Here is a 20,982-nt window from a genome sequence, read left to right on the forward strand (position 1 = left end):
GCGCGTTCGGCCATTTGGGCCGTTCGTGATGAAACCGCACGTTGCGGGCAGAAGATGAAAAAAACTGAACGGGACTTGGTGAAGACCGTGGGACGGATTGACGCAGTATGGTCAAGCTTGGGGCCTTATGCCGCCTGGCCCGCGCACCATCCCGAGGACCAGGCCCATTGGAAGTTGTACCCGCCCAACCAGCCGGTGACGTCGACCACCTCACCGATGAAATAGAGGCCGGGAACCGCAAGGGCCTGCAGGGTTGCGGGGTCCAGCGCCTGGGTGTCGACGCCCCCCAGGGTGACCTCGGCGGTGCGATAGCCTTCCGAGCCCACCGGCTTGACGGTCCAATGGTTCACCGCGGCGTCCACGCGGGTCAGCACCTTGTCGGGCAGGTCGGCGATGTTGCCGAGCGCGCCCTCGTCCTCGGCGATCATCTGGGCCAGGCGCTTGGGGAGATGGTCGGCGAGCACGGTGGCCACAGCCTGGCGGCCGCGGGTGGTCTTGGCGAGCTTCATGGCCGCCATCAGGTCGACGCCAGGCGCCATGGCGACCGTGATCTCCTGGCCCTCGCGCCAATAGGACGAGATCTGCAGGATGGCGGGCCCCGACAGGCCGCGATGGGTGAAGAGCATGGCCTCGGCGAACCTGGTCTTGCCGCAGGCGACCACGGCGTCGACCGCCACGCCGGCCAGGGGCTTCAGCCGCTCCAGGGCGCCGACCTCGAAGGTCAGGGGGACCAGGGCGGGGCGGGTCTCGACCATGGGCAGGCCGAACTGGGCGGCGATCTCGTAGCCCCAGCCGGTGGCGCCCATCTTCGGGATCGACTTGCCGCCGGTGGCCACGACCAGGGACGCGCAGGACACCACGCCGCCCGGCAGGGCGAGCTCGAAGCCGGTCGCGGTCCTGGTCACCTTGGCGACGGCGGTGTCCAGCCGCAGCTGGACACGGGCGGCCTTCATCTCCGCCAGCAGCATCGCGATGATGTCCTTGGCGCTGTCGTCGCAGAACAGCTGGCCCAGGGTCTTTTCGTGCCAGGCGATACCGTAGCGGTCCACCAGGTCGATGAAGTCGCGCGGCCGGTAGCGGCGCAGCGGTCCCCTGGCGAAGCGGGGGTTGGCGGAGATGAAGTTGTTCGTGCTGGCGCCCAGATTGGTGAAGTTGCAGCGGCCGCCGCCGGAGATGCGGATCTTCTCGCCGGCCGCCTTGGCGTGATCGATCACCAGGACCGAGCGGCCGCGATTGCCCGCCTCGATGGCGCACATCATCCCGGCGGCGCCGGCGCCCACCACCACCACGTCGAAGCTCTGCATGGCTAGTTGAGCGGGCCGGAGAGCCAGGCTTCCAGGGTCGGGATCACGGTCTCGCCCGACTGGTAACCTCGGGTGACGACGGCATAGGCGCCGGTCTCCATGGGGCCCGCGATCAGGGTCGGGAAGCCGGTGACGCCGGCCTGCTGCGAGGTTCCGTAGTCGCGCCAGGTCTCGTGCTTGAGGTCGTCGCTGTCGAAGATGTCGAGGAAGCGCTGGCCGTCCATCTCGCGCTCGGTGATCAGGGTGGCCAGGACCTCCGGATCGGCGATGTTGCGGTTCTGGGCGTAGAAGGCGGCCTGCAGGTCAGCGAGGAAGGTCAGGGCCAGCTCGGTGTCATGGCGGCGCACGAAGACCACGGCGCGGGCCGCCGGGTCGGTGTCATAGAGGAAGCCCGGGGTGTCCAGCACGTCAGGGTCGAAGGGCAGGCCCGAGGCCTCGGTGACGTGGGTCCAGTGGCCCGCGAGCTCGGTCTTGGCCTTGTCGGTCATGGGCGTGTCGGTCCCCGGACGCAGGCCCCCCATGATCAACTGGATGGGCAGGGTGCGGCCGAAGGTCCTGCGGATGTCGGCGATCACCGGCGAGAAGCCGTAGCACCACGAGCACATGGCGTCGGCGAAGTAGATCAGGTGCGGGGTCTGCATGGTGAGCTGAGTGTAACACCCGGCCACCGGCGCGCGCACCTAGTTCGGATGCGCGCCCTTGGCCTTGGCGAGCTTGAGGGCCTCGTCCAGGGCCTGGTCGGTGTGGACGGCCACGTCGGGGGTGACGCCCTTGCCTTCCCAGCCCCAGTTGGTGTCGGGGTCGTAGGAGCGGCCGACGGGGACGAAGGCGGCGAAGCGGTCGCCGATGTCCAGCAGGCCGCCATAGTGACCGGCGCCGCGGGTGGTCTCGCCCACCAGGGTGGCGCGGTGGGTGCGCTTGAAGGCGAGCGCCAGGTGCTCGGCGGCCGAGGCGCTGCGCCGGGAGGTCAGATAGTAGATGGGCGCGGTCTGGAGGCGCGTCTCGGTGGTGTCGGGGATCACGACGTGGTCGTGGCTGACCAGGGTGGGCGCGGAGTTCTGGCGCACCAGGGTCGGACCGTCGGCCATCGGACCCTCGTCCTCGATCCCGGCCCGGGTGTCCATTCGAACCAGGTGCGTGGTCTTGGCGTAGAACAGCGGCAGGATGGCGTCCATTTCGTCGAGGCCGCCGCCGCGGTGCGGGCGCGCGTCGATGATGACGGCCTTGGCGTCGGCGTGGGCCAGCAGGAAGGCGCGGGCCTTGCGGACCGTCTCCGGATCGCCGGTGAACTGGTTGAAGCGGAGATAGGCGACGTCGCCGATCATCGCGGTCTCCTCCAGGCCGGGCGCGCCCACGGGCCGGGCGCTGGCCGGCACATCGGCGGGCGACGGCCGGCGCGCCTGGAAAGCCGTCTGGGTCGCCAGGCGCAGGTGGCCGTCCGGGGCCACAGCCTGGAGGTCGGCGGTGACCTTGGCGCCGAAGGCGTCGGGATCGGTCAGGCTGTCATAGGCGCCGCTGGCGAGGTTGGCGCGCAGCATGGCGGCATAGCGGGCGCCGATCTCGGGGAAGACGAAGTTGGCGTCCAGGGTCTTGGCCAGCTTCTCGACGACGTCGCGGCGCTCGGCGGCGTCCATCGGCTTGACGGCGGGCGCCGTGGCGGGCGCCGACGCGGGCTGGGCCTGGGCGGCGGACAGACCGGTGGCGAGAATGAGGGCCGCGCCGGCGGCCAGCAGATGACGACGCATGAGGGTCTCCCTGACTGCGGCGCTGATAGGCAAGCCGCGGGAGGAGGGCAAATTAAGCTCCCGTAAGCTTGGCCGAGCCTCGGTTTCAGCTTGATTGCGGGCGCCTGAGCGCCACACTCCGCGCCCTGGGATCGGGAGTGACGGAATGGGTGCGAGTCGGGTTGCGATGGCGGCGGTGGCCGCCCTGCTGGTGAGCACGGCGCCGGCCCTGGCCGCGGGCAAGGACGCCAAGGTGTGGGCCGCCGCGGAGAAGGCCCGCGCGGGCCAGCTCGACCTGCTGGAGCAGGTGGTGAACATCGACAGCGGCACCGGCGACATCGAGGGCGGGCGCAAGGTCACGGCCCTGCTGGTCCCCCGGCTGAAGGCCCTGGGCATGACCATCGAGACCGTGCCGGCCGAGATCCCCGGCCTGCCCGAGAACACGGTGGCGACCCTGACCGGGTCCGGCAAGGCGAGGATCCTGATGATCGGCCACATCGACACGGTGTTCGGGCCGGGCACGGTGGCCAAGTGGTCCTATTCGGTGGAGGGCGACCATGCTCGCGGCCCCGGCGTGGCCGACGAGAAGGGCGGGGTGGTCGAGGGCCTGTATGCGCTGCAGATCCTGCGCGACCTGCGCTTCACGAACTTCGAGCGGATCACCTTCCTCCTCGACACGAGCGAGGAGCGGGGCTCGCCGGGCACGCGCGCCCTGATCGACAGGCTGGTGCGCGCCCACGATGTGGAGCTGAACCTGGAGCCGGGCGACGCGCCGGACGTGATCACGGTCTGGCGTAAGGGCTCCATGACCCTGAACATCGATGTGAAGGGCCGCGCCGCCCACGCCGGGGTCGCGCCCCAGGACGGCCGCAACGCCGCCGTCGAACTGATCCATCAGCTCGCCGCGGTGGAGAGCTTCCCGCGCTCCGGCGACGGGCTGACCGTCAACCTGACCACGATCCAGGCCGGCACGCGCCACAACATCATCCCCGAGGCCGCGCGGGGGCAGATCAATATCCGGGCTCGCCAGAAGGCCGATCTCGACAGGGTCGAGGCCGCGGTCAAGGAGAGCGCCAAGTCCACGGTGGTGCCCGACACCACGGTGACGGTCAGCCGCGAGAACGCCTTCCCGCCGCTGGCCAACAACCCGGCGACCGACGCCCTGGCCGCCCGCGCCCAGGCGATCTATGCGGGCCTCGGCCTGAAGCTCGCCACCGGCGGCAATGGCGGCGCCTCGCAATCGGCCCTGGCCTATGAGGCGGGCACGCCGGCCCTGGACGGGCTCGGCCCGGTGGGCGGGGGCTTCCACTCCGAGAAGGAGTTCATGGACCTGAGGTCGGTGACGCCAAGGCTCTATCTGCTGACCAAGCTGATCATGGACCTGAGCGCCAACCCGCCGAAGAAGTAGGGCGCTTTCCACCACGGCGTGGGCCCGCTAGCCTGACGTCATGATGATCGGTTTCGTCGCGGTCTGACCGCGCCTCCAGCCCGTTCGACCTGACTGCGTGGTCCGCCAGGGCCGCGCGATTCTTTATGTCTTGAGCGCGACGGCCGCCGAAACCGGCTGCCACTTTCGGCTGTCGCGCTCTGAGCGCCTGTGCGCGCGCGCATCATCTGAAAGACAAGACATGAACCTGATCATCCGCGGGGCCGCGCGCCCCGACGACGCCTACATGCCCATCTGGGCGCCCTTGCTGGCCTTCAACGAGAAGACGGTGGGCGACGCGCAAGGCGCGCCCTTCGCCCTGACAATCACCGAGCCGGACAGCGAAGAGGTGCTGGGCGGGCTCTGGGCTCTCTCGCTCTGGGGTTCGTTCTATATCGGGCTGGTGGTGACCCCTGAGGGCGCGCGCGGCGAGGGGCTGGGAACCGAGCTGATGGCCCAGGCCGAGGTCGAGGCGGTCGCCCGGAACTGCCACAATATGTGGCTCGACACCTACGCCTTCCAGGCGCGGGCCTTCTATGAGCGGCTGGGGTTTGCGGTGTTCGGCCAGATCGACGGACCAGCGCCGATGTTCCCGCGCTGGTTCATGCGCAAGGATCTGTAGCGGACAAAAAGAAGGGCGGCGTCCTTGGACGCCGCCCTTTGAGTTAAGTTCTCGAGGGGGAAGAACCTCTAGAACTTTTTGGTGACGCCCAGCTTGAAGTAGCGGCCGAGCGGATTGGCGGTGAAGGGGTCGTAGCTGAGGTCCAGCCGCGCGAAGGACGGGTCAGCGTCGAAGACGTTGATCACCGCGGCCGTCAGCGTGGTCTCCCAGGGCAGGAAGACGCGGTAGCTGAGGTCGTTGGTGACGAAGGCGTCGATCTTCTGGCCCAGCGGGCTGGTGGCCGTGAAGGTCGAGGTGCCGACGCGGGTGTCGATCATCCCATCGATGTAGCGCAGGGTCCAACGGAGGTTGTGGTCGCCGTTGGTGTACTCGCCGAAGACCGTGGCCTTCCACTGCGGCTGCGAGCCGTAGCCGAGGTAGTCCATCGTACCGGCATAGTCGCGGGCCGGCTTGACGGTGACGCCTTCGATGACGGTGGGAGCGACCTCGTACTTGAGCACATAGGTCAGATCCAGGCCGAAGGAGAGGTCGCCGCCGGCCAGCACGTCGCGGGCCTTGTAGCTGGCCGCGAAGTCCAGGCCGCTGGTCTTCAGGTCCGGGCCGTTGACGACGTTCAGGCGGGTCCGGTTGATCGCCGAGGGGAGGCAATCAGGGGTTCCGTCGGAATTGATGTCGTTGAAGGTGATCCGGTTGCGAAGGCCGGCATAGGCCGCCACGCCGCAGTTGTTGGGCAGGGTCGTCGACGTGCCGTTCGGGAACAGCGCGTTGATGATGCCCGAGCCGCTCTCGTTGTCGATCGGACCGGCGAAGTCGAAGGACCAGTAGTCGAGGGTGGCGTTGAAGTCGCCGATCTCGAGGATGGCGCCGACGTTCAGGGTGTTGGCCTTTTCCGGCTCCAGGTTCGGGTTGCCATAGACGTCATAGGCCCGGTAGCCGGCCGCCGCGGTGGTGTAGGCCAGCGAGGTGGTGACGGACGGGGCGATCTGGGTCTGCGGCGGGGCGCGGAAGGTCGAGCCCGCCGAGGCGCGGAAGGCCAGCCAGTCGGTGGCTTGCCACTTCACGGCGACCTTGGGGTTGGTGGTGGCGCCGATGTTTCCGCCGTAGTCCTCGTAGCGCACGGCGAGCGTGGCGGTGAGGCTGTCGAAGATCGGAACCTGCAGTTCGCCGAAGCCCGCGATGACCCCGTAGTCGAGGTTGTAGTCGGTCAGCGGGCCGAAGAAGGAGAAGCCGCCGTACTGGTTCACGCAGGTGGCCGCCGGGTTCACCGGAGAGTCGGTGCAGGGGGTGACGGCGATGTTGGTGTAGTCGCTGGTCTGACGCTCGATGGAGCTCCAGCGGTACTGCGTGCCGGCGGCCCAGGCCAGGGGGCCGGCGCCGAAGTCGATGGGCAGCTCGCCGTTGAAGACCAGGTCGGCCGCGAACAGCTTGGTGCGGGTCTTATAGGAATAGTCCTCGAACAGGTAGTCGAGGATCGCCTGGTTGTTGACGGTCCCGGCTACGTAGTTCGGGTTGGCGCGGCCGTCGAGGACGTTGCCCGCCGTGCCGGTGGAGAAGGGGTTGAAGTACTGGCAGGCGCCCACGCCGGCGACGCCGGTGGAGGGGTTGCAGCCCGCGCCGCCCAGGCCGCGCAGGGCGAGCTGGAGGCGGGAGATCAAGATGTCCGGAGTGGCGATGTCGCTCCAGTCTTCCATGTAGGTCAGGCCGGCGTCCCAACCGATGCCGTTCTCGAACTTGCCCTTCAGGCCCGACGAGAGGCGATAGGCGGTGAACTTGCGCTTATCTTCCTTGCCGCCGTTGTCGTAGAGGCCGTTGCCGCCGACGCCGATCGGACGCCAGGCGATCGAGGTGAACAGGCCCGAGGTAGCCGCCGAGGCCGGGGCCAGGCCCTTGGCGATCAGGGCCTGCAGGCCGGGGTTGGACGACGGGATGAAGAAGCCGTTGCCCTGGGCCTTGGTGGTCAGGCCCGAGGTCGGGAAGTTGTTCGGCGGATAGGAGGGCGAGGACTTCTCTTCCGGCACGTCGTGGCCGGCATAGAGGGCTTCCATGTGGAAGGTGGTGGTGTCGGTGAGGTCGAAGTTGATCTCGCCGTAGAGCTGGTAGTGCTCTTCACGCTCCGTGAGGTTGTCGAAGCCGATGTAGTTGAAGTTGCAGCTCGCCGCCGTGCCGGGGCCGGAGATGGCGTTGCAGGACGGGTCGACATAGGGGCTGGTGAAGCTCAGTCCGCCGTTCGTGCTCGAGAGATAGAGGCCCGGGTTGCCGAAGCTGGACCAGCCGCCCTGCGGGTTCTCGGTGATGGAACGCCGGGTGTAGTCGCGCTCGCGGGTGTTGAGTTCCGAGCGGTGACGATAGCCGGCGGTGAGCAGGATGTTGCCGCGGTCGCCGCGCCAGCCGTAGGCGATGGACGTCCCGTAGTCGTTGCCGTCCGAGCCGTCGACGTGGGAATAGTCGCCGCGCACCTCGAACCCGTCGAGGTTGGTGCGGGTGATGAAGTTGACCACGCCGCCGATGGCGTCGGAACCGTAGGTCGCCGCGGCGCCGTCCTTCAGGACTTCCAGGCGGCCGATGGCGGCCGTGGGGATCAGGTTGGTGTCGACCGAGGTGCCGCCGGGGGAGACGGCCATGCGGCGGCCGTTCATCAGCACCAGGGTGCGGGTCGCGCCCAGGCCGCGCAGGTTGATGTTGCCCGAGCCCGTCGTCTGACCGGCGCCGAACTGGTTGGATTCGCCGATGGCGCCGCTGACCGCGGGGATCGACTTGATCAGGTCCACCGTCGAAGGCGAGCCCTGCTTCTGCATTTCGTCGGAGCCGATGACGTTTACCGGCAGGGCCGCGTCTTCCGGCGAGCCGGCGATGAAGGAGCCGGTGACGACGACTTCGGAAACTTCGGCATCCACGTCCTGGGCGAAGGCCTGGCCGGCGCTGAGGGTGATGACGGCGGCCAACGCAATAGAAGAGGCCCCTGCAAGGTATCTGGTATTAAGCACGCGTTTCCCCTGTTTCAATATAACTGCGTTATCCATCTGAATGGTGACAGATCGCTGGCGGGGTAAGAGCGGCTACAGTCCTTAAACTCAAGTCTCTTTTCTGTCAGAGTTGACGCGGAAGCAAACTATCGCTGACTGTATTGTCAAAACTAGTTGAAAACCAAGATTCAGTTTTCTGAGTTACGTCAAAAACGTACCCAAACTTCGAAGTTCGCCAGAAAAAGGCTTTTGGAAACAGTCCGGCCGGTCGGTAAAAAGTTGACGTCACGGCAGAAAGGTCGCGCTGTCGTTTTTCCGCAACATGCACGCGCAAAACCGCCGCCGGAGTCGGTTCGACAGCCGGGGCGGTTCGCTTACAGCGTCAGAAAAGTCGGGGCTCTGGGTTACCGAGTCGGGGCGACGGCGCCCGCGGTCTCCGGGTTCGCTTCGACGGGCGCGCTTTCAGGCGCCGGCGCGGGCTCAAGCTCGGCCGGGTCGGTGTTCACCTGGAAGGTCTTGCCCATCAGCTTGGCGCGCTGTTCCAAGGCGTGGGCCGTGGGGGTGCAGCGGACCGGCAGGGTCCAGCCCATCCAGTTCTGGGCGACCTGACGCTTGGGCATGTTGGCGGCGGCGGCCCAGGCGTTGTGGCCCTTCTTCACCGCGGCCGCGCCGAGGATGTTGATGGGCTTGAGGCTGGCGCGCTCGGCGGCCTCCATGGCGCGGGCGAACAGCTTCATGTCCTGCTTGGCGCGGACCTGGATGGTTTCGTAGGCCGCCAGCTTCTGCGCCAGGGTGGTTTCGGGATTGCTGGGGGGCGACTTCTCGATCTCGGTGACGTCCGGCATCATCTGGTCGTGCAGGTCGACGTAGCCGCGCAGGGCGCCGTAGCACCAGCCCACCAGGCCGTAATCGTCGCGCGGCGCGCCGGCCGGATAGGGCATGTCCTCGGTGAGGGTGAGTTCGGCGGGCGCGCCGCCGGCGGCGGCGGCGGGCTCGGCGGCGGCGAACAGGGCGAGGGCGGCGATGAGTGCGGACATGAGGCCTTGGAACCTTGAAACTGTGTCGATCAGGAGGCGAGGCGTGATCCGAAGCCTCCGCCCCCGGGGGTTTTGATCTCGATCACGTCGCCAAGCTGGACTGTAACCGAGAAGCAGCCGGGAAGTTCCTTTACCGCGCCGTCAGCGCCGAACAAACGCTGCTCGCCCGCCAGGGCCGGGCCGCCGCCCGCGATACCCTGGGGGGCGTGGTCGCGGCGGGTGGAGAGCAGGGCGGCCTCCATGGGCGCCAGGAACCGGATGCGGCGCACCGCGCCGTCGCCGCCTTTTCGCAGACCGTCCCCGCCGGAGCCCTGGCGGATGGCGTAGGTCTCGACGCGGACCGGGAAGCGGCGCTCCAGGATCTCCGGGTCGGTGAGGCGGGAATTGGTCATGTGGGTATGGACGGCGCTGGCTCCATCGGCATCGGCCGTGGCGCCGGCGCCCCCGCAGAGGGTCTCGTAGTACTGCCGGGTCTCGTCGCCGAAGGTGAAATTGTTCATCGACCCCTGGGCGTTGGCCATGACGCCCAGCGCCGCATAGAGGGCGTCCACCACGTGCTGGCTGGTCTCGACATTGCCGGCCACCACGGCGGCGGGTGAGGCGGGCGCCAGCATGGAGCCGGGCCGCGTCAGGATGTTCAGGGGCGCCAGGCAGCCGGAGTTCAGCGGGATATCGTCGTCCACCAGGGTGCGGAAGACATAGAGGGCCGCGGCGTCGACGATGGCCGAGGGGGCGTTGAAGTTTGACGGCAGCTGGTCGGCGGACTGGCGGAAGTCCAGGGTCGCCTCGCCGGCCTCTGCGTCCACCGTGGTGACCACGATGATCTGGCCGCCGCCGTCCATCGGCACCCGGGCCTCGCCGTTCGACAGCTTGCCGATGGCCCTGCGGACGCTGGCGGTGGCGTTCTGCTGCACGAAGGTCATGTAGGCGGCCACGACCTCGCCGCCGAAGCCGTCGATCATCCCGGCGACGGCTGCGGCGCCGGCCTGGCAGGCGGCGATCTGGGCCTTGAGGTCGGCGATGTTGCGGTCGGGGGCGCGGGAGGGCCAGCGCCCGGTGGCGAGCGCCGCGCGGGTGTCGGCCTCCAGGAAGGCGCCGCCGCGCATGATCGGGATGGCGTCCAGCATGACGCCCTCCTCATCGATGGTCCTGGAGAAGGGCGGCATGGAGCCCGGCTGCACGCCGCCGACATCGGCATGGTGGCCGCGGGCGGCGACGTAGAAGGCCGCGGTCCGCGCGCCCGGCATGAAGACCGGCATGACCACGGTGATGTCGGGCAGGTGGGTGCCGCCGGCATAGGGATTGTTCAGGGCGAAGGCGTCGCCGGGCTTCAGCGTGGGATGGCGGTCGCGGACGGCCCGCACGCTGGCGCCCATGGAGCCCAGGTGGACCGGCATGTGCGGAGCGTTGGCCACCAGGCCGCCGCCTTCGTCGAAGAGGGCGCAGGAGAAGTCCAGCCGCTCCTTGATGTTCACCGAGTGGGCGGTGCGCTCCAGGGCCGCGCCCATGGCCTCGGCCACCCCCATGAAGCGCCGGTTGAACAGCTCCAGCGTGATGGGGTCGGGGCGGTCCAGGGCGATGGCGCGGGTCTGGACCCCGCCGGCGCGGGTCAGGCGGATCAGGCCGTCGGCCTCGGCGACGGCGCGCCAGCCCAGGGGCAGGGCGATCTGGGTGTCGGGGCGGACGATGAGGGCCGGGCCGTCGAGCGTGGTCAGGGTTTCGGCGGCGACGATGGGGGCGGGGGTGGTTTGGCCGTGGGCGAACATCTCGATCCGCTCATCCCCGCGGACTAGAGATGGGCTGCCCCCGCTTTGGGTGCTTCGCGCCGCCGCTTCGCGGTCGCGGGGATGAGCGGTATTTTGAATGGCCTCCGCCTCGACGCTGGCGATGACGATGGTTCGGTCCGGCTCCACGAAGCCGAACAGGCGGCGGTGGGCGGTTTCAAAGGCGGCCTTCACCTCGGTCAGGGCGCCAAGGGCGGTGGGCAGTTCGGCGTCGGCGCCGTCGTAGCGCAGGCGCAGGGTGCGGGTGAGCGCGCCGTCTTCGGCGCCCTGGTCGGCCAGGGCCTGGCGGGCGTCGGCCTCCACGCCCTCCAACAGGGTGGCGGCGCGGGCGAGGCCGGCGTCGTCGAGCGCCGCGTCCAGACCGGCCTGCTTGAGGGCCGTGACCCGCGCCTGGCCGATGCCCCAGGCTGAGAGCACGCTGCCGTGGCGGGGGCACAGGACTTCGTCCACGCCAAGCGCCTCGGCGACCTGGCAACCGACCTGGCCCGCCGCGCCGCCGAAGGCCACCAGGGCGTGGCCGCGCGGATCGAAGCCACGCTCGGTGGAGATGCGGCGCACGGCCTGGGCGGTCTGTTCGACGGCGATGGCCACGAAGCCCTCGGCGGCCGCCTCGACGCTGTCGGCCTGCATGGCTTGGGCGAGTTCCGTCAGGCGCGCGCGGGCGGCCTCGACATCCAGGGGCGCGTCGGCGGCGGGGCCGAAGATCGCTGGGAAGAAGCGCGGATCGAGCCGGCCCAGCACCAGGTTGGCGTCGGTGACGGTGGCGGGGCCGGCGCGGCCGTAGGCGGCGGGACCGGGATTGGCGCCGGCGCTGTGGGGGCCGACCCGGGCGCGCAGGCCGTCGAAGAACAGGATCGAGCCGCCGCCGGCCGCCACCGTCTCCACGTCCAGCATGGGGCTGCGCAGCTTGACGCCGGCGATCCGCGCGGTGTCGCGGCGCTCCAGGCGTCCGGCGTAACGGCAGACATCGGTGGAGGTGCCGCCCATGTCGAAGCCGAGCGCTTGCTGGGCATGGGCGGCCTGGGCGGTCTGCGCCACCCCCACCACGCCGCCGGCCGGGCCCGAGACCACGGCGTCGCGGCCCCGGAAGGCGGCGGCCCGCACCAGGCCCCCCGCCGAGGTCATGAAGTAGAGCGGCGCGCCGGCCACAGCGCCGGCCACCTTCTCCACATAGGCGCGCAGGATCGGGGTCAGATAGGCGTCGGCGACGGTGGTCTCGGCGCGAGGGATGTAGCGGGGCAGGGGTGAGACCTCGTGGCTCAGGGCCACGAATTCGAAACCGGCGGCGCGGGCGAGGGCCCCAGCCGCGATCTCGTGCTCCGGATTGAGGTCGGCGTGCAGGAAGGCGATGGCGGCGGCGGTGTAGCCCTCCGCGACCGCGTGCCTGAGCTTGGCGGCCAGGTCGTCGCGGTCGAGGGATTCGACAACCGCGCCGTCGGCGGCGAGACGTTCGCGGGCCTCCACGACACCGGAATAGAGCGGCTCGGGGCGCACGATGTTGAGGGCGAACAGGTCGGACCGCGACTGGTCGCCGATCGCCAGGGCGTCGGCGAAGCCTTGGGTCGCCACGAACAGGGTCCTGGCGCCGCGCCGCTCCAGCAGGGCGTTGGTGGCCACGGTGGTGCCCATCTTGATGGCCTCGACCCGGTCGGCCGGGAAGGGGGCGCCTGGGGCCGCCCCCAGCACCCGGCGCATGGCCTCGACGGCGGCGTCCTCATAGGCCGGCGAACTGGACAGCAGCTTCAGCGACACCTCCTCGCCATCCTGCGCCTTGCCGATCACGTCGGTGAAGGTGCCGCCGCGGTCGATCCAGAAATTCCAGAGTCTGTCCAAAACTTAACCTGCCTCGGGTGCGATGCGCGTTGTGTTCGCCGCAGTGCGGAACTAGGCTTGTCGATACTCCCATGAGTTTCTGGCGCAACATTGCTGGGCTCGCCGTCCGCCGCCCAGATGGTTGCGAAGACTGCGATGAGTGTCCTCCGGGTCTGCCCGGCGAGGACCCCACCTTCACGACTGCTGTCACGGCCCTGGGCGCCAAGCTCGCCAAGGTCGACGGCCGGGCCAGCGTCGGCGAGTTCGACGCCTTCGCCGAGGTGTTCCAGACCGACGCCGCGTCCGAGCGCAACATTCACCGCCTGTACGATCTCGCCCGCCAGACGACCCGAGGTTACGAGAGCTATGCGACCCGCCTGGCCAAGCGCTACCGCAACTGCCCGACCCTGCTGGAAGATGTGCTGGACGGCCTGTTTCACATCGCCGGTTCGGATGGCGCGGTGACCCATGACGAGCTGAGCTACCTGGAGAGCGTCTCGAGCCTGTTCGGCTTTTCGCCCCTGGTGTTCCGGCGGCTGAGGGCGACCCACCTGGGCCTGGGCGCCGACGATCCCTATGGCGTGCTGGGGGTGGCCCACGACGCGCCCGACGATGCGGTCCGCAGCGCCTGGAAGGGCGCCCTGGTGGTGTCCCACCCCGACCGGGCGCGGGCCCGCGGCCTGCCCTCGGAGTTCATCGAGGTGGCGGAGGCCAAGGCCGCCTCCATCAACGCCGCCTTCGACACCATCATGCGCGAGCGCCGGGAATTGGCGCTCGAAGGGGCGGCATAGGTCAGATTTCGTTGGTTTTTGAGTTGTGAAGCGTTGACGACGGGCGTCGCCCGAACAACATAATCGTAGCAGCCACCGGAAGAGGTGGCGCCAGAGGAAGCCATGGTCAGGGAATTCGCCCGCAAGCACGGTTCGGCGCTCCGCAGCTTCGCGGTGCTGGGCGGCGCTCTCGCCACCACCGCGGCTGTCGTCATCGCCGCGGTCCTGGCCCTGTTCGCCGCCGCCACGGTGGTGGTGATCGCGGTGATGTCCTCGGCCCTGCTGGCCTTGGCCGGTCTGGCCCTGCGCGCCAAGCGCACGGCCCATGCGCAGCGCGACGACGGGATCATCGAAGCCCGCAACCTGGGCGGCCACCACTGGGTCGCCTACGGCTGGAACGAGCGGCGGTAGGTCCGCTCATCCGGGTCATCCCGTCATCCTAGGCCTTGTGCCTAGGACCCCTCTCAACACTGCCAAATTTTCGCCGGCTGAAGCGGATGCGACTGTGCGCGCCCGGCGGCTCAACGCGACCGACAGAGGGGTCCTAGGCACAAGGCCTAGGATGACGCGGCGTAGGGCTTGCGGCTCTCAACCACCCAATCTACCGTCGCCTCAAACAAGCGTTGGGAGAGAACGGCATGATTGGTGTGATCGCGGTCCTGAAGGTCGCTGAAGGCAAGAACGCGGAGTTCGAGGCGATCTTCACCGACCTCGCCAAGCAGGTGCGGGCCAATGAGCCTGGCAACATCGCCTACCAGCTCACCAAGAGCCGCACCGATCCGCAGATCTACAAGGTCCTCGAGCTCTACAAGGACCAGGAGTCCCTGACCGCCCACGGCGGCACCGACTACTTCAAGGCCGCGGGCGCGAAGATGGGCCCCTGCATGGGCGGCCGCCCCGAGATCGAATACCTCGACGGCGTGTAGGAGGCGGGGCGCATGGACCTCGACTTCTCGCAAGGTGACCTCGCCTTCCGCGACGAGGTCCGCGCCTTCATCGCCCAGGCCTTCGACGATGACATGCGGGCCCACATGGCCCAGGCCAAGAACGCCCATATCGACAAGGCCGGCCAGGTCCGCTGGTGGAAGCGGCTGAACGAGAAGGGTTGGATGGCCCCCGACTGGCCCGTCGAATACGGCGGGACCGGCTGGACCCATGCCCAGAAGTACATCTTCGACATGGAGATGGCGCTCGCCGGCGCGCCCGACACTTCCAACATGGGGGTGCGGATGTGCGCACCCGTCGTGATGGCCTTCGGAACCGACGAACAGAAGAAACAGCACCTGCCCAAGATCCTCTCCAGCGAGGTCTGGTGGTGCCAGGGCTACTCCGAACCGGGCTCCGGATCGGACCTCGCCTCGCTTTCCATGAAGGCCGAGCGCGACGGCGATCATTATGTACTGAACGGTTCAAAAATCTGGACGACCTACGCCCAGCACGCCGACTGGATGTTCTGCCTGGTGCGGACTTCCGTTGAGCCGATCAAGCAGATGGGCATCAGCTTCCTGCTGCTGGACATGACGACGCCGGGGATCAGCATCGTGCCCCTGCCGACCCTGGACGGGCCGCCGGACGGGGAGCAGGAGATCAACCAGGTCTTCTTCGAGAACGTCCGGGTTCCGGTGGCCAACCGCATCGGCGAGGAAAACCAGGGCTGGACCTACGCCAAGTACCTGCTGCAGTTCGAGCGCGGCAACGCCTATGCGCCGGGCCTGACCAACATGCTGGCCAAGGTGAAGATGATCGCCGGGGCCGAGCGCTCCGACGGCGGTCGGCGGATGCTGGATGACACCGATTTCCGCCGCAAGCTGACCGAAACCCAGATCAAGGTCGATGCGCTCAACGCCACCGAGCTGCGGATGTTCGCCGCGCGCACGGCCGGCGAGGCGATGGGGGCGGCGTCCTCGATGTTCAAGCTGGAGGGCAGCCAGGCCCAGCAGGCGATCACCGAACTGGCCCTGGAGGCGGCGGGCGTCTACGCTCAGCCCTTCGTCCAGGACACCTTCGCCGAAATCCGCGGCGAGCGGAACGAGCCCCGCGCCGGGCCCGACTACGCGGCCACCGTGGCGCCGATGTACTTCAACTACCGCAAGACCTCGATCTATGCGGGCTCCAACGAGATCCAGCACAACATCATCGCCAAGATGGTGCTGGGGCTGTGAGCTTCCGGGCCTTCGAGGCGGCCCTGGCCAAGGCCGTCGATGAGGGCAAGATCGCCGGTGCGGTGGCCCTGGTCACTGACCGAGACGCTGTGACCTACGAGCACGCAGCGGGGCTCCGGGCTGTCGGTCAACCGGCGGCGATGGACGGCGCCACCGTGTTCTGGATCGCCTCGATGACCAAGGCGGTGGTGTCGGTGGCGGCGCTGCAGCTGGTGGAGCGCGGCAAGCTGACCCTGGATGGCGACCTGGGCGAACTGTGCCCGGACCTGAAGGATCTGCAGGTCCTGGAGGGCGTGGCCGAGGGCAAGCCCAGGCTGCGGCCCGCCAAGGGCTTCGTCACGCTACGCCAGTTGCTGAGCCACACCTCCGGCTTCGCCTACACCTTCACCCATCCGGAATTCCTGGCCTTCTCCCAGACCGAGGGGGCGCTGGATCCCAACTCCGGCAGCCGCGCCGCCCACCGCCAGCCGCTGATGTTCGACCCCGGCCAGGGCTGGATCTACGGCATCGGCATCGACTGGGCCGGCATCGTCATCGAGGCGGCCAGCGGCCAACGCCTGGACGCCTATCTGGCGGAGAACATCTTCGCGCCCCTGGCGATGTTCGACACCGGATTCGCCCTGTCCGAGGGCCAGGCGCCGCGCAAGGCCAGCGTCCATGTCCGCGGGCCCGACGGCTCGCTGATCGCCATACCCTTCGGCCTGCCCGCCAATCCCGAGGTGCTGTCGGGCGGCGGCGGGCTCTATTCGACGGCGGCCGACTACGGCAAGTTCCTGCGCATGCTGCTGGGGGACGGCGGCCCGGTGCTGTCGGCCAGGACCCTGCGCAGCCTGTCGGAGAGCCATAGCGGGCCCCACAAGGCCGGCTACATCAAGTCGGCCATGGCCACCATGTCCAACGACTTCGACCTCTATCCGCACATGGCCACCGGCCACGGCCTAGCCACCATGATCACGCCCGAGCCCACCGGCGACGGACGCGGCGCGGGCAGCCTGGCCTGGGCGGGCCTGGCCAATACCTACTACTGGGCCGACCCGGAGGCCGGGCAGGGCGGGGTGCTGATGACCCAGCTGCTGCCGTTTGCTGATCCCGAGGTGCTGTCCCTGCTGCGGGCGCTGGAGCGCGGGGCCTACGGGCTCGACTAGCTAGGTCCTTCCCAGGTGCAGCGCCGATGTGGGCGCGCTTCGCGCCAGCTCCCCCAGGAGGGGAGCATCTCCTACGACCGCGCGATCAACGCGGCCAGGCGCCTCACCCCGTCCTCGATCTCCGCGTCGGTGGGCAGGGAGTAGCTGAGGCGGATGGCGTTGGCGGTGGGGACCTCGGCGAAGAAGGGTTCACCGGGCACGAAGGCGACGCGCTCCTCGGCCAGGGACCGTTCCAGCAGGACCTTGCCGTCCATGCCTTGCGGCAGCCACAGCCAGACGAACATGCCACCCTGCGGCCTCGACCAGGTGACGCCTGCCGGCATGTGGCGCTCGAGGGCGGCCAGGGTGGTGGCGGCCTTGGCGCCATAGGCGGTGCGCAGGGCGCCCAGGTGCTGCTCGTAGCCCTCCGACACCGTGGCGTGGATAGCCATCTGGTTGATGGTGGAGACATGCAGGTCGCAGCCCTGCTTGAGCAGGACCAGTTTCTCGATCACCGCCTTGGGACCGCAGACCCAGCCGATGCGCAGGGCCGGCGAGATGGTCTTGGAGAAGGTGCCACAGAAGAGGGTGCGGGCCGCCTCGATGGAGCCGGCGCGGGCGATGTCCAGGGACAGCAGGGTCGGCAGGGCCTCGCCGTCGAAGCGAAGCTCGCGATAGGCGGCGTCCTCGATCAGGGTCATGTCCAGCTCGGCCGCCAGGTCCAGCAGGGCCTCGCGTTCAGGGAGCGTCAGGCTCTCGCCGGTGGGGTTGGCGAAGTCGGGGACGAAGTAGCCGAGCGGATTGGGCTCGCGGCCGGCCATCAGGGCGGCGGCGTCCACGCCGTCGCGCAGGGCGCGTTCGGGCAGATCGAGATAGGCCGGCTCGTAGGCGTTGAAGGCCTGCAGAGCGCCCAGATAGGTGGGCCTGGCCACCATCACCGTGTCGCCGCGGGTCAGGAACAGCTTGCCGATCAGGTCGAGGGCCTGCTGCGAGCCGGCGGTGAGGATGATGTTGTCCTCGTCGCATTCGACCCCGTTCAGGGCCATGCGTTCGGCGATCCAGCGGCGCAGGGGCAGGTAGCCCTCGCTCACGGAGTACTGCAGGGCGGCGCGGGACTGTTCCGGGTCGGCGAGGATCGCGTCGTAGGCCGCCTTGATCTGATCGGCGGGGAACAGGGCGGGATCGGGGATGCCGCCGGCGAAGGAGAGGATGTCGGGCTGATCCAGCAGCTTCAGCAGCTCGCGGATCTCGCTGGCGCGGACGCGGGTCATCCGCTCGGAAAAGCGCGTGGCCCAGTCGGGGGTCGGGGTGGTCATGAGCTTGGTCTCTAGTTCGTATCGCCGACGCCGGAAAGGCGCCCAAGGACAGCGCGGCGCGCGCGGCGTCTCACCTGATCAGTTCAGAGGCGTCATACGAGGGGGTGCGAGATCGGGCTCATGGCGTGAAGCTCAGTGGGGCAGGGGGCGGATTGAAAACCCACGTCATCCCGGGCGACCGCAGGGAGACCCGGGACCCAGGGGATTGATCGCGGCCCCTGGGTCCCAGCTCTCCGCTTTGCTGCGGCCGGGATGACGCTGGTTAGTTCTTCGAGGGAATGATCACCGTCATGCTCTCGTAGCCCTTCACGAAGGCCGAGGGCACGCGCTTGGGTTCTTCCACGACCTTGATGGTGGGGAAGCGGGCCAGGATCTCTTCCCAGAGGATCTTCAGCTGCAGCTCGGCCAGGCGGTTGCCCACGCAGCGGTGGATGCCGAAGCCGAAGGAGAGGTGCTGACGGGGGCGTTCGCGGTCGATGATGTAGGCGTTCGGGTTCTCGATCACGTCTTCGTCCCGGTTGCCCGAGGCGTACCACATGATGACCTTGTCGCCCTTCTTGATGGTCTTGCCGCCCAGCTCGACATCCCGCGTCGCGGTGCGGCGCATGTGGGCCAGAGGCGTCTGCCAGCGGATGGTCTCCGAGACCATGGAGGGCACCAGCTCAGGGTTGGCGCGCAGCTTGTCGTACTGGTCGGGGTTCTGGTTCAGGGCCCAGACCGAGCCCGTCATGGAGTTGCGGGTGGTGTCGTTGCCGCCGACGATCAGCAGGATCAGGTTTCCCAGATACTCCATGCGATCCATGTCCTTGGTGGCCTCGCCGTGGGCCAGCATGGAGATCAGGTCGCCCTTGGGCGGCTGGGCGATGCGCTCAGCCCACAGGCGGCTGAAGTAGTCCACGCATTCGAACAGCTCCATCTTCCGCTCGGCCTCGACGATCTCGGGGTCATCGGAACTGAACAGGCCCGACTCCGGGCCCGCCGTGGCCACGTCGGACCAGCGGGTCAGCTTGCGGCGGTCTTCCCAGGGGAAGTCGAACAGGGTCGCCAGCATCTGGGTGGTGAGCTCGATGGAGACGCGGTCGACCCAGTCGAAGGGCTCGTTGATCGGCAGGGCGTCCAGGGTGTTCTGGATCCGCTGGCGGATGAGGGGCTCCAGAATCTGCAGGTTGTGCGGCGAGACGATGGGGCTGACGGTCTTGCGCTGGACGTCGTGCTTGGGCGGGTCCATCGCGATGAACATCGGAAGGGTGAAGTCTTCCTTGGGGTCGAAGATCGTGATCGACGGCTCCGAGGAGAAGGCCTCGTGGTTGGTGTCGACGGCCATGATGTCGTTGTACTTGGTCACCGACCAGAAGGCGCCGTCCTCGTGGTGCTCGGCGGGGTGCAGGTGGACCGGGTCCTCCTTCCGCAGGCGCTCGAAGTAGGGCCACATGGTCTCGGTGCGCCATAGCTCGATGTCGGTGGGGTTGATGTCGTCCAGCGGCATGGAATAGGCGCGCGCCCTGGCTTCCGCCTTCAGGTCGATGTTGCCGTCGCTCATCAGGTGTCCTCCGAAGCCGTCTGGGCGGCTATCTTATCACTGTTCAGACAAGAATGCTTGAGGCTGAGCCGCAAGGCAAGAGGCCGGTCAAGCCGGGCGGGGCCGGTTCGCAGAAAAACTGTACAGACGGAAGCGCACGACCGTGCTGTAACGGGCGCTTCTCGAACAGATGTTTGACTGGATCGCCCATGGCCGCCGACGCCCTCTTCAAGCCTTTCGACTACAAGGGCCTGCACCTCAAGAACCGTATCGTCATGGCCCCGATGACCCGGTCGTTCTCGCCGGGCGGCGTCGTCACCGACGACGTGGTGGCCTATTACAAGCGCCGCGCGGCGGCCGAGGTCGGGCTCATCGTTTCTGAAGGCACGGGCGTTGACCGGCCGATTTCGGTGAACGACGCCAAGGTGCCGCGCTTCCACGGCGAGGCGGCCCTGGCCGGCTGGAAGCGGGTGATCGACGCGGTGCACGAGGCTGGTGGCGTCATGGCGCCCCAGCTGTGGCACGTCGGCGCGGTGCGCGCCCGCGACCCCGAGTTCCTGCCCGCAGGCCCCTATGACAGCCCGTCGGGCCTGTCGCGTCCCGACAAACAGTTCGGCGAGGGCATGTCCGAGGAAGACGTCGCCGACGCCATCCGCGCCTTCGCCGAGGCCGCGGCCCACGCCAAGGCCCTCGGCTTCGAAGCCATCGAGCTGCACGGCGCCCACGGTTACCTGATCGACCAGTTCTTCTGGGAAGGCACCAATGTCCGCGAGGACGCCTACGGCTCCAAGGAGCTGACCGGCCGGGCGCGCTTCGCCGCCGACATCCTGAAGGAGGTCCGCAAGGCCGTCGGCCCCGACTATCCGGTGATCATCCGCATCAGTCAGTGGAAGCAGCAGGACTACACCGTCCGCCTGGCCCACGATCCCAAGTCCATGGAAGCCTGGCTGGGCGCCCTGGTCGACGCCGGCGCCGACATCCTGCACTGCTCGCAGCGTCGCATCTGGGAGCCGGAGTTCGAGGGTTCTGACCTCAACTTCGCCGGCTGGGCCAAGAAGCTGACCGGCGTGCCGACCATCTCGGTGGGCTCGGTGGGCCTGTCGGGCGAGTTCATCGCGGCCTATGGCGGCGAAGCCTCTCAGCCGGCCTCGCTGGACGAGCTGGAACGCCGCATGGACCGGGGCGACTTCGACCTGGTGGCTGTCGGCCGCGCCCTGCTGCAGGACCCCGAGTGGGTGCTGAAGATCAAGGAAGGCCGCAACGACGAGCTGAAGAGCTTCGAGCGCTCGGCCATGGCGGTGCTGTACTAAAATCCAATTCCACCGGTTTCCTTCTCCCCTTGCGGGGTCGAGAGCGGCAGTTCGCCAAATCGTTGGCGAACTGCATAGCCGGGCTTAAGTAGCCCGGCTCGCTCTCGAC

Annotated in this window: 16 protein-coding genes; 8 read left to right on the forward strand and 8 right to left on the reverse strand. The window is 68.4% G+C overall.

Going from position 1 to position 20,982, the window contains the following annotated elements:
* Positions 1-125 precede the first annotated feature (125 nt).
* Genes OCL97_RS18155 through OCL97_RS18165 form a run of 3 tightly spaced genes read right to left on the reverse strand, consistent with a single transcriptional unit; the run spans position 126 to position 3,049 of the window.
* Entirely contained in the window at positions 126-1,304 is a 1,179-nt protein-coding gene (locus OCL97_RS18155) for a BaiN/RdsA family NAD(P)/FAD-dependent oxidoreductase (RefSeq protein WP_377371232.1), read from the reverse strand.
* A gap of 2 nt (positions 1,305-1,306) precedes the next feature.
* The gene (locus OCL97_RS18160; RefSeq protein WP_377371233.1) at positions 1,307-1,945 is read right to left on the reverse strand and encodes a DsbA family protein; all 639 of its coding nucleotides are present in this window, start codon (positions 1,943-1,945) and stop codon (positions 1,307-1,309) included.
* A 39-nt stretch (positions 1,946-1,984) separates the two neighbouring features.
* A complete protein-coding gene (locus tag OCL97_RS18165) occupies positions 1,985-3,049 on the reverse strand; it encodes a S41 family peptidase (RefSeq protein WP_377371234.1) in 1,065 nt (354 codons plus the stop codon).
* Positions 3,050-3,194: 145 nt separating this feature from the next.
* Here OCL97_RS18165 and OCL97_RS18170 point away from each other — a divergent pair, with 145 nt between their 5' ends.
* A complete protein-coding gene (locus OCL97_RS18170) occupies positions 3,195-4,436 on the forward strand; it encodes a glutamate carboxypeptidase (RefSeq protein ID WP_377371235.1) in 1,242 nt (413 codons plus the stop codon).
* A gap of 220 nt (positions 4,437-4,656) precedes the next feature.
* Positions 4,657-5,076: a GNAT family N-acetyltransferase gene (locus OCL97_RS18175; protein ID WP_377371236.1), complete on the forward strand. Its 420-nt coding sequence runs from the start codon at positions 4,657-4,659 to the stop codon at positions 5,074-5,076.
* 68 nt (positions 5,077-5,144) lie between these two features.
* On the opposite strand, the gene OCL97_RS18180 is transcribed toward OCL97_RS18175, so the two are convergent.
* The 3 genes from OCL97_RS18180 to OCL97_RS18190 form a co-directional block, all read right to left on the reverse strand.
* On the reverse strand, positions 5,145-8,018 hold the full coding sequence (locus OCL97_RS18180) for a TonB-dependent receptor domain-containing protein (protein ID WP_377371237.1): 2,874 nt from the start codon (positions 8,016-8,018) through the stop codon (positions 5,145-5,147).
* Positions 8,019-8,443: 425 nt separating this feature from the next.
* Entirely contained in the window at positions 8,444-9,076 is a 633-nt protein-coding gene (locus OCL97_RS18185; protein ID WP_377371238.1) for a hypothetical protein, read from the reverse strand.
* A gap of 29 nt (positions 9,077-9,105) precedes the next feature.
* Positions 9,106-12,693, reverse strand: a complete 3,588-nt coding sequence (locus OCL97_RS18190; protein WP_377371239.1) for a hydantoinase B/oxoprolinase family protein — start codon at positions 12,691-12,693, stop codon at positions 9,106-9,108.
* 71 nt (positions 12,694-12,764) lie between these two features.
* Here OCL97_RS18190 and OCL97_RS18195 point away from each other — a divergent pair, with 71 nt between their 5' ends.
* The 5 genes from OCL97_RS18195 to OCL97_RS18215 all read left to right on the forward strand — a co-directional run bounded on the left by OCL97_RS18195 (position 12,765) and on the right by OCL97_RS18215 (position 16,749).
* Positions 12,765-13,463, forward strand: a complete 699-nt coding sequence (locus OCL97_RS18195) for a TerB family tellurite resistance protein (RefSeq protein ID WP_377371240.1) — start codon at positions 12,765-12,767, stop codon at positions 13,461-13,463.
* 102 nt (positions 13,464-13,565) lie between these two features.
* Positions 13,566-13,853 (forward strand): hypothetical protein, encoded by a 288-nt coding sequence (locus OCL97_RS18200; protein WP_304778644.1) that lies wholly within the window; start codon positions 13,566-13,568, stop codon positions 13,851-13,853.
* A gap of 227 nt (positions 13,854-14,080) precedes the next feature.
* Positions 14,081-14,368 (forward strand): putative quinol monooxygenase, encoded by a 288-nt coding sequence (locus OCL97_RS18205; protein ID WP_304778641.1) that lies wholly within the window; start codon positions 14,081-14,083, stop codon positions 14,366-14,368.
* 12 nt (positions 14,369-14,380) lie between these two features.
* Positions 14,381-15,604, forward strand: coding sequence for an acyl-CoA dehydrogenase family protein (locus OCL97_RS18210; protein WP_377371241.1), 1,224 nt, complete (start codon positions 14,381-14,383; stop codon positions 15,602-15,604).
* On the forward strand, positions 15,601-16,749 hold the full coding sequence (locus OCL97_RS18215; protein ID WP_377371242.1) for a serine hydrolase domain-containing protein: 1,149 nt from the start codon (positions 15,601-15,603) through the stop codon (positions 16,747-16,749). Before OCL97_RS18210 ends, OCL97_RS18215 begins: the two co-directional genes overlap by 4 nt.
* A gap of 71 nt (positions 16,750-16,820) precedes the next feature.
* Here the strand turns inward: OCL97_RS18215 and OCL97_RS18220 are convergent, their stop codons facing one another.
* A complete protein-coding gene (locus OCL97_RS18220) occupies positions 16,821-18,044 on the reverse strand; it encodes an aminotransferase-like domain-containing protein (protein WP_377371243.1) in 1,224 nt (407 codons plus the stop codon).
* A gap of 262 nt (positions 18,045-18,306) precedes the next feature.
* Positions 18,307-19,584 carry a cytochrome P450 gene (locus OCL97_RS18225; protein WP_377371244.1) on the reverse strand — a complete coding sequence of 426 codons (1,278 nt, stop codon included), beginning with the start codon at positions 19,582-19,584 and terminating at the stop codon, positions 18,307-18,309.
* A gap of 188 nt (positions 19,585-19,772) precedes the next feature.
* Here OCL97_RS18225 and OCL97_RS18230 point away from each other — a divergent pair, with 188 nt between their 5' ends.
* A complete protein-coding gene (locus OCL97_RS18230; RefSeq protein ID WP_304778630.1) occupies positions 19,773-20,873 on the forward strand; it encodes an NADH:flavin oxidoreductase in 1,101 nt (366 codons plus the stop codon).
* Positions 20,874-20,982 lie beyond the last annotated feature (109 nt).

It is taken from the genome of Phenylobacterium ferrooxidans, assembly GCF_042714595.1.
GTDB lineage: Bacteria > Pseudomonadota > Alphaproteobacteria > Caulobacterales > Caulobacteraceae > Phenylobacterium > Phenylobacterium ferrooxidans.